Below are 13,803 nucleotides of genomic sequence, written 5' to 3' on the forward strand. Positions count from 1 at the left end.
TTGATTCTCCACCTTTCAGGGACCTGTCCCCTCGGCCCGCCACCTAATAACCCAGCTTAAAAACAATCTCCCCATCAATCACCCGGCCATCGGCCTCAAATCCAAGCTTTTCATACAATTCCTTCGCCCGGTCATTCTCCGGCTCGAAGCTCAAGTAGATAACCTGGTGGTCCTTATCTTCCTTGATCTGTTCAATCAGCTTCTCCATTGCAGCTTTCCCATAGCCTTTGGACTGATATTTGGCATCAATCATCAGGCGGTAGATCCAATATTCCTTATCGTCGAAATCCATGCAGTACATTGTAAATCCAACCAGCTCTTCCTCATGGTAGATTGCCAGGCACTGACACTCTGGATAGGCCTTTGCCTGGGCAAGCGAGAACAGATTCGTCGCCACAAATGATTTTTGCTCTTCTCCTACCTTTAGATCAATCACATCAAAAAAGTTATGTCTGTCTACTTCTTTTAAATGAATCATCATATCCCCCCTGCATCTATGTATTTTGCTTCGTACTACTGACAAATTTCTGGATGACCCGCTTATGCTCATCCTCCCGCTCTGTGAAATCGCCGCCTGTATATTCTTTTACCACACTTCGCCAAAAGCTTTGGGCAGGCTTATTCTTCTCAATCTGGAAAATCTCCCAGCTGCCTTTATGCAGCCCGAAAATCTCCTTCGCCACCTGCTTCCCAAGCCCTCCCCGGCGGTATTTTTTCATTATAAAAAACTCAGTGATGGAAAAAGACCCGTTGTCTCCCGCCACCAGCACAAACCCGGCATAGCGTTCGGCCAGCCTGATCACATACGGGAAATGGTCTTCTTCCGTCCAATAGTCGCTCAACGGATAATCTCTGAATCTCCCATCTTCCTCAACATGCGCATCGATGAACTCGGAAAAGTCATAAATATAGAACTGCAATAAATTCTGGAGCGCTTCCTTATGCTCTTCTCCTGCTTTGATGATTTCGTATTCCATCCCTGCACCCCTCTGACCAACATCTTCTGTATATTCACCGCCAAATAGTGAAAATCCTTCTATACAAAAAAGACAGCCGGGTGTGTAACACCTGGTTGTCTTTAGAGGGCTCATCTGCGCATATATTCAGCTCCAGTCGCTCATGCCGCCTTTTACATTCGTAATATGTTTAAGCCTGCCTTTTTCAGCAGTTTGCCTGCTTTATTGCTTCTCATCCCGCTCTGGCAGATACGACCACTTCTTTTTCTTTGTCCAGCCCGTTTGATTGGCCATGATTCTCATGCAGAGGGATATTTTTAAATTCCTTGATAGTAAATCCAAAATCCCGGACAATAAAAGATTTTTCCCAATAAAAAAAAGGGCCATTACAGCCCTTTCCGATAGGTAATCAACAATCCGTAAACTAATTCATTTACTCTCGTTCTTATACGCTTTTATCCAGGCAGCCTCTCAGGCGCTGCTCAATATCTTCCGCCATTTCCTGCAGCGGCAATTGGTCCAGTATGCTGATCAGGGCTGTCGGCCGGGGAAGGCCGATTTTCGTTTGGCCCTCTTCTTTATACACAACAATTTTGCAGGGCAGGAAGTATCCTGCAAGTTTAGTTTCTTTCAGTACCCGCTCTGCTTCTTTCGGATTGCATACCTCAAGGACGATGAACTCTTCATCCAGATGGCATCCTTTTTCCTCGAGCTTCTCCTTGATATCAAATGTCCATAGAACCCCAAATTTCTCCTCTTTCAGGTTTTCCTCCAATGCAGTGACTGCATCCTGTATGGATTTGCGGGTGGTGACTGTGTAATGAAAATTCATCGGGCTTCATTCCTTTCAATTAATGAACTGTATATTGGCTTGTATTTGCCTACACCAGAATACTTGCAGGGGTACTAAACTATGGACTTATTCTGCCCGTCCGGCAGTAAACTTCTTATCTTTTTCAAGACAAAAAGGACCCTTTTAACGAACACCTTAACAGAGAGCATGGATACTGTAAGAAAGGAGTGAAAGAGTATGGCTGATATTGGTATATGGTCGCTTTGACTGCGGGGATATTATCGTTTTTTTCTCCCTGTGTGTTTCCGCTTCTGCCCGCTTATGTCACACATTTGACTGGCGGGACAATTGACAATGCGAAAATGCAGGTCGAGCGCAAGCTTTTCGTCCGATCTTTCGGATTTATTATTGGCTTCAGCCTGATATTTATTACATTGGGAGCGTCTTACAGCCTGCGGGAAAAAAGCCAGGGGGACAGGTCCCTTGGCCCAAAATGGGCCAAGGGACCTGTCCCCCCGGCTCTTTTACACTTTCAATGTCCTTTTCAAAAATTCCCTTGTCCGCTCCTGCTCAGGGTTGTTGAAGATCTGTTCGGGACTGCCTTCTTCTGCGATGACGCCTTTGTCCATGAAGACGACGCGGTCGGATACTTCTTTCGCGAATTCCATTTCGTGGGTAACGATCAGCATCGTTTGGCCGGAACCGGCCAGTTCCTTCATGACTTTCAGGACTTCCCCTACCATCTCTGGGTCAAGAGCCGATGTCGGCTCATCGAACAGCATCACATCAGGCTCCATGGATAGTGCCCTCGCAATGGCGACGCGCTGCTTCTGGCCGCCTGAAAGCTGCTTCGGCTTGGCATTGATATATTGATCCATGCCCACCACTTTCAAATACTTCATGGCGACTTTCTCCGCCTCTTCCTTAGAGCGCTTCAGCACCTTGACCTGGCCAACCACACAATTGTTCAGGACATTATGATTATTGAAGAGGTTAAACTGCTGGAACACCATCCCTAAGTTCTGGCGGTAAGCAAAAATATCATGCTTGTCGTCAAGGATATTTTCGCCATTATAGATGATCTGGCCGCCGCTCGGTTTTTCCAAAAGATTGATGCAGCGAAGAAGGGTCGATTTCCCGGAGCCAGAGGAACCAATGATCGTGACCACCTCTCCTTTCTCTACTGAAAAATCGATGTCCTTCAATACTAAATTCGTGCCGAAGGATTTGCTTAAGTGCTGAACTTCAATGACTTTTTCCATACTCTCTCCCCCTTCCCTTACAGATTATTTTCACCTTTGCCCAGCAGATCGAAGTTGTCCGGGCCGTCTAATTTACGCTCGAAATAACGCAGAATCCTTGTGACAATGAAGGTCATGACAAAGTAAATGACACACGCCACAAAGAATGACTCAAAATATCTGAAATTATTCCCTGCGACCGATTTGGTCATAAAATATAATTCCGATACTGATATAACATTAAGGACAGATGTGTCCTTGATATTAATGACAAAATGGTTGCCTGTTGCCGGCAGTATATTGCGGATGACCTGCGGGAGCACAACATTCCACATCGTCTGATAATGGTTCATCCCAATCGCCTGGGCTGCTTCGAACTGCCCTTTATCAATGGAGACGATCCCCCCGCGGACTATTTCGGCCATATAGGCCCCTGTATTGATCGATACAACAATGATGGCTGCTGCCAGGACATTGATATCAACGCCAAATGCCAAGGCGGAACCATAGTAAATGACCATCGCCTGGACGATCATCGGTGTTCCGCGGAAAAATTCGATATATACCGATAGGATGAAATTGATCACCTTCAGCATGATTTTTCTTGGTCCCCGTTCTGGTGCAGGGATGGTCCGGACCACTCCTGCCAATAAGCCGATGCCGGCGCCGATAATAGTTCCGATCAAGGAAATGAGCAGTGTGATCCCAGCTCCCCGAAGGAACATCGGCCAGTTTTCCGAAATGATTCTAACGATCCAATCGAAGCTCATCTTTCTCCCCCTCGTATTCATCATAAAACCGACTGTAAAGCGTACAGCCGGTTCTATGTCTGTCTTATTGTGCTGCTGGTTGGTTCTGGATGGCTTCATCCATAATATTGGTGCGATCTTCTTCTGAAATGCCTTTTAAAATTTCGTTGATTTTCTCTGTCAGTTCACTGCCTTTTTCAAGTCCGACAGCGATTGCTGTATCATCTTCGGAAGTTTCGAATCCTTCCTCAAAATCAACCATCGCAAAATTGTCATTGGCAGCAGAAGCACTGACTGCCTCAGGACGCTCAGACACGTATCCATCAATGATTCCGGATTCCAATGCAACCCTCATCGCAGGGAAATTGTCCATCGCTGTTTCTTTGGATACACCGTCAATCTGGTCGATCACGGAATAATGGAATGTATTCAATTGAGCTGTGACTTTGGCTCCGTTAAAGTCCTTGAGGCTAGTGGCGTTCTCATATTTCCCGCCTTTTTTCACAACCATAACCAGCTGGGAATTATAATAATTATCTGAGAAATCAATTGTCTCTTTGCGTTCTGCCGTTGGCGACATCCCTGCAATGATGGCATCGATCTTGCCTGACGTCAGTGCCGGCACAAGTCCGTCCCACTCTGTCTTCACGATTTCTAATTCCTTGCCAAGTCCGTCAGCGATTTTCTTGGCAATTTCAACATCATAGCCGCCCGCATATTCAGCAGAGCCTTTAATTTTCACACCGCCATTGGAATCATCTTTCTGCGTCCAGTTGAACGGAGCATAGCCTGCCTCCAGGCCGACCTTGAATGTTTCACTTTCTGATGAACCTGAATCTGAACCTGAACTGGTGCTTGATCCACAGCCGGCCAGCAAAAGTACCGCCGAAAGCATACTTACTAAAAATAATGAAGCTTTTTTCATGTTTTCTCCCCCTATATTTGTATGATGAGAACAAAATAAAAACGACCTAAGATTAACTTAGGTCGTTATATACATATGCCCATAAGTCCTCTTTTTTTCCCTAAATGAGATAGCACAACTCAATAAGCCGGGAAGCCCATTGAGACAGTCCTGCAGCTCTTAACTGCAGACCCAGCAGGCAATACTGAGATATATATGCCCGCTTCGGCGATATTTCCTTCTCCCTAGCATCATCGCTTCTCAAGCTCCGCTAAAGACTGTTAAACATCGCGCCTCTACCTCACTAGCAAAGTGAGGTCTTATTCAATTTTCTCTAATAGTCTACAACTATATAAATAATCTGTCAATCCTTCGTCCTGGGCATTATGTCAGGTATGATTTTCCTAGGTAAGATTAGTCTAAGTCTTCGATTGAATCGGCTTCTACATAAGAAGGAACAACAAGTCCTGTTTTAGCACCTTCTAGGTTTTCACCAAGACGTTCCATATCGTCACCATACTGATCCAGATAATCTTTATGTGTCAGCGGAAGCCAGCCTGAAACGGTCGCATCCGCATCGCCATTGGCAACAGCCGTGAACATTGGGCCTGCATCTAATTGAACCATTTCTACATTATAGCCGATGCTTTCCAGCACTTTCGCTACAACATTCGTGCTTGCAATCTCGGAATCCCAGGCTACATAAGAAAGTGAGATGTCTTCCCCGCTTACTTCATCTGCGCCGTTTGTCCACTCGGCTACTTTATCGCTATTGTCTTTCACCCATGTTTCGGCAGCTTCGGCAGGGTCTGTCCCTTCCTGGATCGCAACCATAACTTCACCGATGTCGTCATTTGTCCAGAAAAATTGGTCAAGCACCTTGTAGGCACTTGGCTGGTCTTCTTCCAGGCCTTTGCGTGTGAAGGTTTCGATTTTCTCTGCTTCACCGTAGATCCCTTTAGGGTCTTCCAAATATTTAAGATCATATTTAGCGAACATCCAGTGCGGCGTCCAGCCAGTTACGATGATAGGCTCTTCATCTTTGATGGCATTGTCCAGCTCAGCAGCCATAGCAGCCGAAGAAGATTCAACCAGTGTATAGTCTTTCAAATTATCATACTCTTCCAATGCTTTATTGGTTGCCGACATGATTCCGGCACCAGGCTCGATGCCAGTGATTTTGTAATCCACTCCATCACCGATCGTGCTGCCTTCCTTTGAATCTTCAGAATCATTACCGCAGGCAGCCAATCCGACAGACAATGCAAGGATTGAAGCCAACCCAGCCATACGCAATTTTTTCATTGTATTTCTTCCCCCTTAGTTTTTAGTGATTCTTATATTTTGAGAAATCCGGTCAAGCACGATCGCCAGTATGACGATGGCAAGACCAGCTTCAAAACCTGTACCGACTTTCAGTTGAGTCACGGCACGGTACACATCTGCACCCAGTCCCGGCGCACCTACAAGGGATGCGATAACAACCATGGATAAAGCAAGCATGATGCTTTGGTTGATTCCAGCCATGATAGTGTTCATTGCCAATGGCAGCTGAACCTTGAATAATTTCTGGCTTGGCGTTGAGCCAAACGCGTCAGATGCTTCTACAAGATCCTCCGGTACCTGGCGGATCCCGAGATTGGTCAATCGAATTGTCGGCGGCATCGAGAAGATGACAGAAGCGATGATACCCGGTACAACCCCAATCCCGAAGAAAATGATGGCCGGGATCAAATAAACAAAGGCCGGCATCGTCTGCATAAAGTCAAGGATCGGAGTAAGGATGCTTTGCGCACGATCGCTTTGTGAAATCCATATTCCAATAGGTATTCCGATGATGATCGATATAATGACCGACGCCAGGACAAGGGCAAGCGTATCGATCGTCCCATCCCAATAGCCGAGATTATCAATCAGCAATAATCCTATAGCGGTAAATAATGCTACCGTCCAGCGGCTTACCCACCAGGCCAATCCTGCAAAAATCAAAATCAGCAGCAGCGCCGGGATCGATTCCAATACCATGACAAAGAACTCAACAACTGCTCCAATTCCATCTGTCAGGATGTCAAAGAAAGGGCCCAGAATGTCTTTGATCCAGCTGACTGCACTATCCACCCAGCTGGCTAACGGAAGCTTCGGCAAAAATGTCATATGCTTTCCACCTCATTTCCTTTAACCTCTGCATTCAGATCAGACTCCAGCCCTGCAAGTGCACCAAGGACAGCGCCCCTTACAATGACTCCCTTGAGCCTTCCTTCCTCGTTAATGACAGGCAGCGGCAGTACTGCCGTAGCCACCTGCTCGAACAAGTCTACGAGAAGGGTCTCCGGTTTAATGGAATCTAGATCAGTAATGAGGATTTCTTCAAGGGGCTGCTGATTCTTGACCGCAGCTGACGCAGCTTCAATGGTAACGGCGCCGAGGAGCTTCTGCTTGCTGTCGACAACGAACAGATGGGATATCCCTTCATTCTTCATGACCTTTACAGCCACACGCGGGCCGCGGTCTATGCGCACCATTTCAGGGCGTTTCATGACATGCTCTGCCGTCAGGACCTTCGATAGGTCAACGTCTTCAACAAACCGCTCCACATATTCATTGGCAGGGTTTGTCATGATTTCCTCAGGTGTCCCGATCTGGACGATGTTCCCATCCTTCATCAGGGCAATCCGGTCGCCGATGCGGAGGGCTTCATCAAGATCATGGGTGATGAAGACAATTGTTTTTTCCATCTTTTCCTGCAGTTCAAGCAATTCGTTCTGCATATCTTTGCGGATCAATGGATCGAGCGCACTGAACGCTTCATCCATCAGCAGGATGTCAGGGTCATTTGCAAGGGCGCGCGCCAGGCCGACACGCTGCTGCATACCGCCGCTCAGTTCGCTCGGATAGCTGTTTTCATACCCTTTAAGGCCGACAAGCTCTAATGACTCTATTGCCTTTTGTCTGCACGCAGATTTTTCTGCTCCTTGGATTTCAAGGCCGTATTCAGTATTTTCGAGAACAGTTCGGTGAGGGAATAATGCGAAGCGTTGGAATACCATGCTCAGTTTCTTCCGTCTTACTTCCCGCAGCTCTTGGGGATTGAGCTTAACGATGTTCTTTCCATCAATATGTACTTCTCCATCGGTTGGATCGATCAGCCGATTCAGCATCCTGACCAATGTGGATTTTCCGCTCCCGGATAATCCCATGATGACGAATATTTCCCCGGCATACACATCAAAGCTCGCTTTATTGACTCCGACGGTCATCCCGGTCTTTTCGAGTATCTCCCGCTTTGATTTCCCCTCATTCAGGAGCCTGACTCCTTGACGGGGCGATTTACCAAAGACTTTCGTAACGTTTTGGACGCTTATTTTCTTTTCAGCCATAAATCCACCTCTAACCTTTGTTTATACATGACGATTTCTGTCGAATTGAACTGTTTTTTTCAGCGTACTTAAAAAGTATAAGGGACTTTAGTTGGATGTAACAAACCTGTTAATCCATCAAATTCCATCAATAAAGTTCGTACAGTTTAAACTGTACGTTCTAAATTATCTTATTCTTAGATTTCTTCTAATATGCTCCCTTTCTCGCTGCTTGCATTTGCTTTACTTTAGTGAATGCAAACTTTAAAATGAATCAAGATGAGAGGATTGGCAAATTCATTTCTCATTTGTGACTAGAATGGTGGTGTAGCATGCATAACGAAGAATTGGTCGCACAGGCACGGGAAAGAGTTATAGAAACTGTGGCGAGAAACATGCATTTATACGGGGTTACCCCCTCTATCGGGCGCATCTATGGAACCCTCTATTTCGGAAAAAAACCTATGACATTGGACGAACTGAAGGAAGAGCTTGAAATGAGCAAAACCAGTATGTCCACTGGTGTCAGAACCCTGCTGGAATTGAATATGGTTGAAAAGGTCTGGCGAAAAGGAGAACGAAAAGATCTGTACCAGGTCAAAGGGGATTGGTACCAGGATTTCATCGATCGCTTTTGTACTCAATGGAGAAAAGGGACACAGATGAACCTGGCTGCCTCTCTTGCATCGCTCAAGGACCTGGAACAAGTCCTATCACATACAGAAGATGAAGAAACGGTTAATAAAGCCGAGAACGATCTCCAAAAGATCAATTATGCCATTGAATACTATACCTGGCTCGACAAAGTCATTGATCTTTTTGAATCAAGGGAGATCTTTGAACTGACAAAGTCTGAGGATGACAAAAAGGAAGAGTAGATGCTCTCCAAAAAGGTGCCTGCCCATTGATGGGACAGGCACCTTTTTGTTTTAGGGGGAACAGGGGCAGGCACTGGCTGGCTCAAGCCCTTTTCTGGACCTGTATACACAGCTGGCGATAGGCGTCTGATTCGTAGTCCATTCCCTTTTCATGGTAGGTTTTAGCCAGCCATTGCAGAGGTCTCGGGTCAGCAGGCCTCAATTCCATTTCCCAGCTGAAGCATTCAACCGCTTTATCCAGCTGGCTCAGTTCAAAATACAGCTCCCCAAGCAGCTGCATATCGTCGGGATCTTCATAAAGCTTTTGCATCCTATCAATTTTTTCAACTATCGCGAGCCTCTCATGACTGTCTTTTAATGGCTTCAGCCAGTTTTGGATATAAGGCAGCTCATGAGTATTCAGCAGCGAGATGACAAACTTTTTAAGGAGATTGTCAGCTTTTTCAGGGAATCTGTTTATATATTGCCTGATAAGGGGATACAGCATTTCAGGCTGCAAAGGCTGATTGTCCGGCTCCCACTCTTCCAGCATTTCCCCAATGGCGTATATCTGCGAATCATCCAGTTGAAAAGTATAGCTTTGCATCAGATTGAAGACTTTGTCAACTTCATGATTTTGTATATATTTTTCAAATACATCCTTTTGTAATGGAAGGAAGGCAGGCAATTGAAAAGATAAGGATTCTTGAATTTGGAGGGAATCTATTTCTGTATGCTGAGCAAGCAATTTTAAAAGATGGGCATAGCAGTCAGGTGATGGGGATGCTATGAGTTTGTGTATGGATAAGGCGATGAGGTCCATCCAGCGGGATTCTTTTTCCAGCCGGTCAATCAGCTGCTGGAAGCATTCTTCATCCTCTCTCTGGGAATAGAGAGTCTTTTCTGCAAAGATGGGGTCTTTGGCAAACAGCTCTTCAGACTTTGCACTGTACAGCCAGGCATATTTGCTGAAGATCATGTCATTGCTGTGTGAAACAGCCAGACTTGTTTTTGGAGCAAATTCCATGATCAGACGGATCATCTGATATCCTGAAAAATAGTCTCCATTGCGGCGGTATTCATAATAGACGGATTTAATTTCATTGAACAGATCCCTTTTGGGTATCAGTGATTCGAAGAAGGTAAGGATAAGTGACTTTTCTTTGGGGGTATATTGCCTTTCCAGCTTTTTTAGCAGCTGATTAAAGCTGATGCACTGGCAAGGGTGATTCGAAGAAAGCAGTGTTTTGATAAACGGGTGGGGACTTTCGAAGACCATGCCTTTTTTGAAGGCGTGCTCAATGTAAGAATGGCGGCGGAGTTTGGCGGTTTTCAGCGCTGTAAGAAATTGATATTTATAAAAGATGAGATAATAGGCTTCATTTTTTTCACTGAACGCTTCTATTACCTGGCCTTGCAGATAGAATGCAACCCGCTCTGCATTTAAACTGATCTGTTTTTTATGATCAAAAAGCAAGAATCGATCCTGGCTCATGTCAAATCCCCCTTATTTCTGCTAAAATTTTTGGGTATGTTTCATTTGTAAAAAATAACTTATATCAGTATTTTAGCATATATACCCGCCACACCCTAATCCCCGGGCTCTGGCATACAAGCGCCTTCTCCTTGCCTGGCATTCTGCCCTGCCCGTGATTTCCTCAATCTTTGCTGCTATTTCCTTCTCCCAGGCTGGAGAACATATCGCCAGGGTGTCCACTGCCATTCTTGCTGGATGCAGCAGATGATTGGTGAATACATAGGTGCTGCACCTCTCTGCATAGAAGCAAAATAAAAACCTGCAGTGAAGGTTATGAGTGTGGAGAAAAAAGGGAAGTCATGTATTCCAACAGGCTCCTGGGATACATGAGTGTGGGGAAAAAGAGAAGTCATGTATCCCAACAGGCTCCTGGGATACATGAGTCTGGGGTAAAAAGGGGAGTCATGTATCCCAACAGGCTCCTGGGATACATGAGTGTGGAGAAAAAAGGGGAGTCATGTATCCCAACAGGCTCCTGGGATACATGAGTCTGGGGTAAAAAGGGAAGTCATGTATCCCAACAGGCTCAACCTGCAGTGCAGGTTCTTAGTTTGCCAGACGGAAGTCTTTCTTTCCTTCATCTATAAATTCCGGTTTTTGAAACACGCTATTGCTGTCCTGCCGGCTTTTCTTCTGATATTCACTGAATCCGGAGATCTCTTTTTCTTCCCAGATCCAACGAGTTTTCTTTTCCCCGCCGCTAACGTAATACATATTATTGTTGATGCTATTGCCTTCACTTTTCCTGAAAGGGCTGCTGATCAAGAGGCTTGATTCACCTGCGACCATGATATTATTCTGGATTATATTATGTTTTGCATTGTATTGGATGAGCATTTGCCCGCCGTCCTGGTATTCCCTGTCATTCTTATACAGTACATTATCGGTAATAAGAGACTTGACCGTATTCCCTCTTTCCTCGTCATACCCGCCTATGGCAATGCCGGCACTACTATTTTCAAAGATTATATTTTTGCGGATTTTTATCCCGCTTGTCGACTTCCCTTTATGTTCACTGGCTGCTTCTATGCCGATGTCATTCTGATAGACTCGGTTCTCCTCAATCGTTATATCCTTTCCTCCATCCACATAAATGCCGCCGGCTGTATAGTGGGGGCCATATGCAGGATTTCCATAGCTCGATATCTGGCTGACGGTATTATGGCTGACAAGTCCATTCCTGGCCTGGTCATAAGCCTCACGGGGCGATGTCCCTTCAAATCCGATTATATCTATTCCTATGTTGTCGCTCTGTCTGACCGTGTTATCAGTTACTGTAAAATGAACCACATTTCCGTTTAAAACAATTGCTTCACTCCAGCCAAGCTTTAAATCCTCTACCAGGTTCTCCGAAATCTCTATATCTTCAATCGCTTCCGGCGCCTCTGTTCCATAGACAGCAATCCCGTGGGCATTGCCGTTTTCATGCGCCGTTTCAATGTGGTGAACATGGTTCTGCAAAATCCTGATACCCTTTCCGCTGCCGCTGACAGAGATGCCAATCGGCACCAGCTCCTCATTCCTTGTTTTGTAATTTCTGACTTCAAAGCCGGCAATTGTGATATAGCTTTTATTATGAATGGATATCAGACCCTGGTGGTCCCAATTTGCCTTAAGGATTGTTCCGTCCAATACTGCTTTCTCTTTATTATATGACTTAAGAATAATAGGAGCGTTCTTCGTTCCGGATTTCCTGATAACAACCTGTTCCTTATAAATACCTTTTCTTACATAAACGACAGTTCCCGGCTTTGCTGAATCTGCTGCCTTTTGTATGGTTTTAAAAGGCTTTTGTTTGCTTCCTGGATTTTTGTCGCTGCCGTTCGGCGACACATAAAGTCCTTTTTCCGGTGAAGTTTCTGCCGCCGTTTCATGGATGAACACTCCAATGGCCCAAAAAACCAGGATCAGCACCATCCCTGCAGTCCATTTTTTCATTAATATTTCACTCCTGTCAGCTTCAAGATCATAAGGCGTCCATTCCTTATCCTATTAAAAGTACACACATCCATATAAGCTGATTTCTATTTCAGCCTGCTTCATAATATCGGCCAAAACCTCATCCATTTCAATAGAAAAAAGTTAAGCATAATCATCCGCAGGCTGCTTCTCTTCATAATAACAAAAAGCACAACAGTGCATGCTATGGGTGCAAGGCCCCTTTGAAAAAAAGAGTGGGACAGCAGGGTCACAGGATCCTGAATCTTGCTGTTCCTACTTTATAATTTTTCTCCCAGTTTTCTGAATTCTAAATATTCTATTGACATCATCACTCTTACCATATACATTAATGATAGTGATAATTATTATCAATTACGTTCAGAGAAGGAAGGATAATCAAGATGAATGCCAAACGAAGATTTTCTATTTTTACAACATTCCTGATCGCTTTGCTGACTTTTGCATTGGCTGGCTGTTCAGATGATCAATCAACGGGAAACTCAGAAACTGCCGGGAATTCCAATAAAGATAAGACTGAATCTGAAGAAGCTTCTGCTGAGTATCCAATCGTAATCAAACATGCCTTTGGCGAAACTACTATAGAAGAAAAACCTGAACGCGTTGCTACGATTGCATGGTCGAACCATGACGTCGCTCTTGCTCTTGGTGTTGTGCCTGTAGGCTTCTCAGCCGCAAACTATGGTGTTCAGGATGACAGCGGGATGCTGCCTTGGACGGCAGATGCACTGAAAGAACTGGACGCAGAAACTCCGGTTATTTTCCAGGATACTGACGGGCTTGATTTCGAAGCCATTGCTGATGTCAGCCCTGATGTCATTCTTGCAGCATACTCAGGCATCACTCAGGAAGAATATGATACACTAAGCGAAATTGCTCCAGTTGTTGCCTATCAGACAAGCCCTTGGGTAGCCTCATGGCGCGAGCAGGTAACCTACAATTCAATGGGCTTGGGCATGGAAGAGGAAGGCAAGCAGCTGATTGCCGATACAGAAAAACTGATTGCAGACAAAGTGAGCGAACATCCGGAGGTTAAAGGGAAGAAGGCTGCATTCGTAAGCTTTGATGCATCTGATTTGTCCAAGTTGTATATCTACTCTCCAGCAGATCCGCGCGGTGCATTCCTTTCTGAGCTGGAGATGGAATATCCTGAAAGTATCACAAGCCAAATGACTGATCCAAACAGCTTCTATATAGAAGTAAGTGCTGAAAATGCTGATATGCTGAACGATGCTGAAATTATTGTATCTTATGGAAATGATGAAACACTTGCAGCTCTGCAGGCTGATCCTATCCTTGGGAAAATCCCTGCAGTAGAAAGAGGCTCTGTCGTCATCATCGGAGATAACACGCCGCTTGCAGCAGCAGGAACTCCGAGCCCGCTCTCAATTGAATATTCCATTGACGAGTATCTGACATTACTTTCAGAAGCTGCGGGCAAAGTCGAGTAA

The 13,803-nt window shown here is 45.2% G+C and carries 13 protein-coding genes and 1 riboswitch; of the genes, 2 read left to right on the forward strand and 11 right to left on the reverse strand.

Going from position 1 to position 13,803, the window contains the following annotated elements:
- Nucleotides 1-43: 43 nt before the first annotated feature.
- The 9 genes from ACQCVH_RS08785 to proV form a co-directional block, all read right to left on the reverse strand.
- Nucleotides 44-481 (reverse strand): GNAT family N-acetyltransferase, encoded by a 438-nt coding sequence (locus tag ACQCVH_RS08785; protein ID WP_426835345.1) that lies wholly within the window; start codon nt 479-481, stop codon nt 44-46.
- Nucleotides 482-494: 13 nt separating this feature from the next.
- Entirely contained in the window at nt 495-977 is a 483-nt protein-coding gene (locus tag ACQCVH_RS08790) for a GNAT family N-acetyltransferase (protein ID WP_426835346.1), read from the reverse strand.
- Nucleotides 978-1,401: 424 nt separating this feature from the next.
- A complete protein-coding gene (locus ACQCVH_RS08795; protein ID WP_426835347.1) occupies nt 1,402-1,788 on the reverse strand; it encodes a DUF302 domain-containing protein in 387 nt (128 codons plus the stop codon).
- A gap of 485 nt (nt 1,789-2,273) precedes the next feature.
- A complete protein-coding gene (locus ACQCVH_RS08805; RefSeq protein WP_426835348.1) occupies nt 2,274-3,011 on the reverse strand; it encodes an amino acid ABC transporter ATP-binding protein in 738 nt (245 codons plus the stop codon).
- A gap of 17 nt (nt 3,012-3,028) precedes the next feature.
- Nucleotides 3,029-3,760, reverse strand: coding sequence for an amino acid ABC transporter permease (locus ACQCVH_RS08810; RefSeq protein WP_426835349.1), 732 nt, complete (start codon nt 3,758-3,760; stop codon nt 3,029-3,031).
- Between the two features lie 64 nt (nt 3,761-3,824).
- Nucleotides 3,825-4,664, reverse strand: coding sequence for a transporter substrate-binding domain-containing protein (locus ACQCVH_RS08815; RefSeq protein WP_426835350.1), 840 nt, complete (start codon nt 4,662-4,664; stop codon nt 3,825-3,827).
- A gap of 102 nt (nt 4,665-4,766) precedes the next feature.
- A riboswitch (Lysine riboswitch) is annotated at nt 4,767-4,950 on the reverse strand.
- A 107-nt stretch (nt 4,951-5,057) separates the two neighbouring features.
- Nucleotides 5,058-5,948, reverse strand: coding sequence for a glycine betaine ABC transporter substrate-binding protein (locus ACQCVH_RS08820; protein ID WP_224904170.1), 891 nt, complete (start codon nt 5,946-5,948; stop codon nt 5,058-5,060).
- A gap of 15 nt (nt 5,949-5,963) precedes the next feature.
- Nucleotides 5,964-6,797 carry an ABC transporter permease gene (locus ACQCVH_RS08825; protein WP_426835351.1) on the reverse strand — a complete coding sequence of 278 codons (834 nt, stop codon included), beginning with the start codon at nt 6,795-6,797 and terminating at the stop codon, nt 5,964-5,966.
- Nucleotides 6,794-8,020, reverse strand: coding sequence for a glycine betaine/L-proline ABC transporter ATP-binding protein ProV (gene proV, locus ACQCVH_RS08830; protein ID WP_426835352.1), 1,227 nt, complete (start codon nt 8,018-8,020; stop codon nt 6,794-6,796). Before proV ends, ACQCVH_RS08825 begins: the two co-directional genes overlap by 4 nt.
- A 311-nt stretch (nt 8,021-8,331) precedes the next feature.
- On the opposite strand from proV, the gene ACQCVH_RS08835 reads away from it, so the two are divergent.
- Nucleotides 8,332-8,877 (forward strand): GbsR/MarR family transcriptional regulator, encoded by a 546-nt coding sequence (locus ACQCVH_RS08835; RefSeq protein ID WP_426835353.1) that lies wholly within the window; start codon nt 8,332-8,334, stop codon nt 8,875-8,877.
- An 82-nt stretch (nt 8,878-8,959) separates the two neighbouring features.
- Here ACQCVH_RS08835 and ACQCVH_RS08840 read toward each other — a convergent pair whose 3' ends face one another.
- Both ACQCVH_RS08840 and ACQCVH_RS08845 read right to left on the reverse strand, forming a co-directional pair.
- Complete coding sequence (locus tag ACQCVH_RS08840; RefSeq protein WP_426835354.1) at nt 8,960-10,351, reverse strand: hypothetical protein; 1,392 nt, start codon at nt 10,349-10,351, stop codon at nt 8,960-8,962.
- 588 nt (nt 10,352-10,939) lie between these two features.
- Nucleotides 10,940-12,331 (reverse strand): right-handed parallel beta-helix repeat-containing protein, encoded by a 1,392-nt coding sequence (locus ACQCVH_RS08845; RefSeq protein ID WP_426835355.1) that lies wholly within the window; start codon nt 12,329-12,331, stop codon nt 10,940-10,942.
- Nucleotides 12,332-12,735: 404 nt separating this feature from the next.
- Between ACQCVH_RS08845 and ACQCVH_RS08850 the strand changes: the two genes are divergently transcribed.
- On the forward strand, nt 12,736-13,803 hold the full coding sequence (locus ACQCVH_RS08850; protein ID WP_426835356.1) for an iron-siderophore ABC transporter substrate-binding protein: 1,068 nt from the start codon (nt 12,736-12,738) through the stop codon (nt 13,801-13,803).

Source organism: Bacillus infantis (assembly GCF_050107595.1).
Taxonomy (GTDB): domain Bacteria; phylum Bacillota; class Bacilli; order Bacillales; family Cytobacillaceae; genus Bacillus_AB; species Bacillus_AB infantis_C.

Excerpts from the sequence above, each read along its gene's own strand:
- ACQCVH_RS08850 (WP_426835356.1), top strand. The coding sequence starts at position 12,736 with ATGAATGCCAAACGAAGATTTTCTATTTTTACAACATTCCTGATCGCT.
- ACQCVH_RS08785 (WP_426835345.1), bottom strand. The coding sequence starts at position 481 with ATGATGATTCATTTAAAAGAAGTAGACAGACATAACTTTTTTGATGTG.
- ACQCVH_RS08845 (WP_426835355.1), bottom strand. The coding sequence starts at position 12,331 with ATGAAAAAATGGACTGCAGGGATGGTGCTGATCCTGGTTTTTTGGGCC.
- ACQCVH_RS08820 (WP_224904170.1), bottom strand. The coding sequence starts at position 5,948 with ATGAAAAAATTGCGTATGGCTGGGTTGGCTTCAATCCTTGCATTGTCT.
- ACQCVH_RS08795 (WP_426835347.1), bottom strand. The coding sequence starts at position 1,788 with ATGAATTTTCATTACACAGTCACCACCCGCAAATCCATACAGGATGCA.
- ACQCVH_RS08790 (WP_426835346.1), bottom strand. The coding sequence starts at position 977 with ATGGAATACGAAATCATCAAAGCAGGAGAAGAGCATAAGGAAGCGCTC.
- ACQCVH_RS08805 (WP_426835348.1), bottom strand. The coding sequence starts at position 3,011 with ATGGAAAAAGTCATTGAAGTTCAGCACTTAAGCAAATCCTTCGGCACG.
- ACQCVH_RS08810 (WP_426835349.1), bottom strand. The coding sequence starts at position 3,760 with ATGAGCTTCGATTGGATCGTTAGAATCATTTCGGAAAACTGGCCGATG.
- ACQCVH_RS08815 (WP_426835350.1), bottom strand. The coding sequence starts at position 4,664 with ATGAAAAAAGCTTCATTATTTTTAGTAAGTATGCTTTCGGCGGTACTT.
- ACQCVH_RS08840 (WP_426835354.1), bottom strand. The coding sequence starts at position 10,351 with ATGAGCCAGGATCGATTCTTGCTTTTTGATCATAAAAAACAGATCAGT.
- ACQCVH_RS08825 (WP_426835351.1), bottom strand. The coding sequence starts at position 6,797 with ATGACATTTTTGCCGAAGCTTCCGTTAGCCAGCTGGGTGGATAGTGCA.
- ACQCVH_RS08835 (WP_426835353.1), top strand. The coding sequence starts at position 8,332 with ATGCATAACGAAGAATTGGTCGCACAGGCACGGGAAAGAGTTATAGAA.
- proV (WP_426835352.1), bottom strand. The coding sequence starts at position 8,020 with ATGGCTGAAAAGAAAATAAGCGTCCAAAACGTTACGAAAGTCTTTGGT.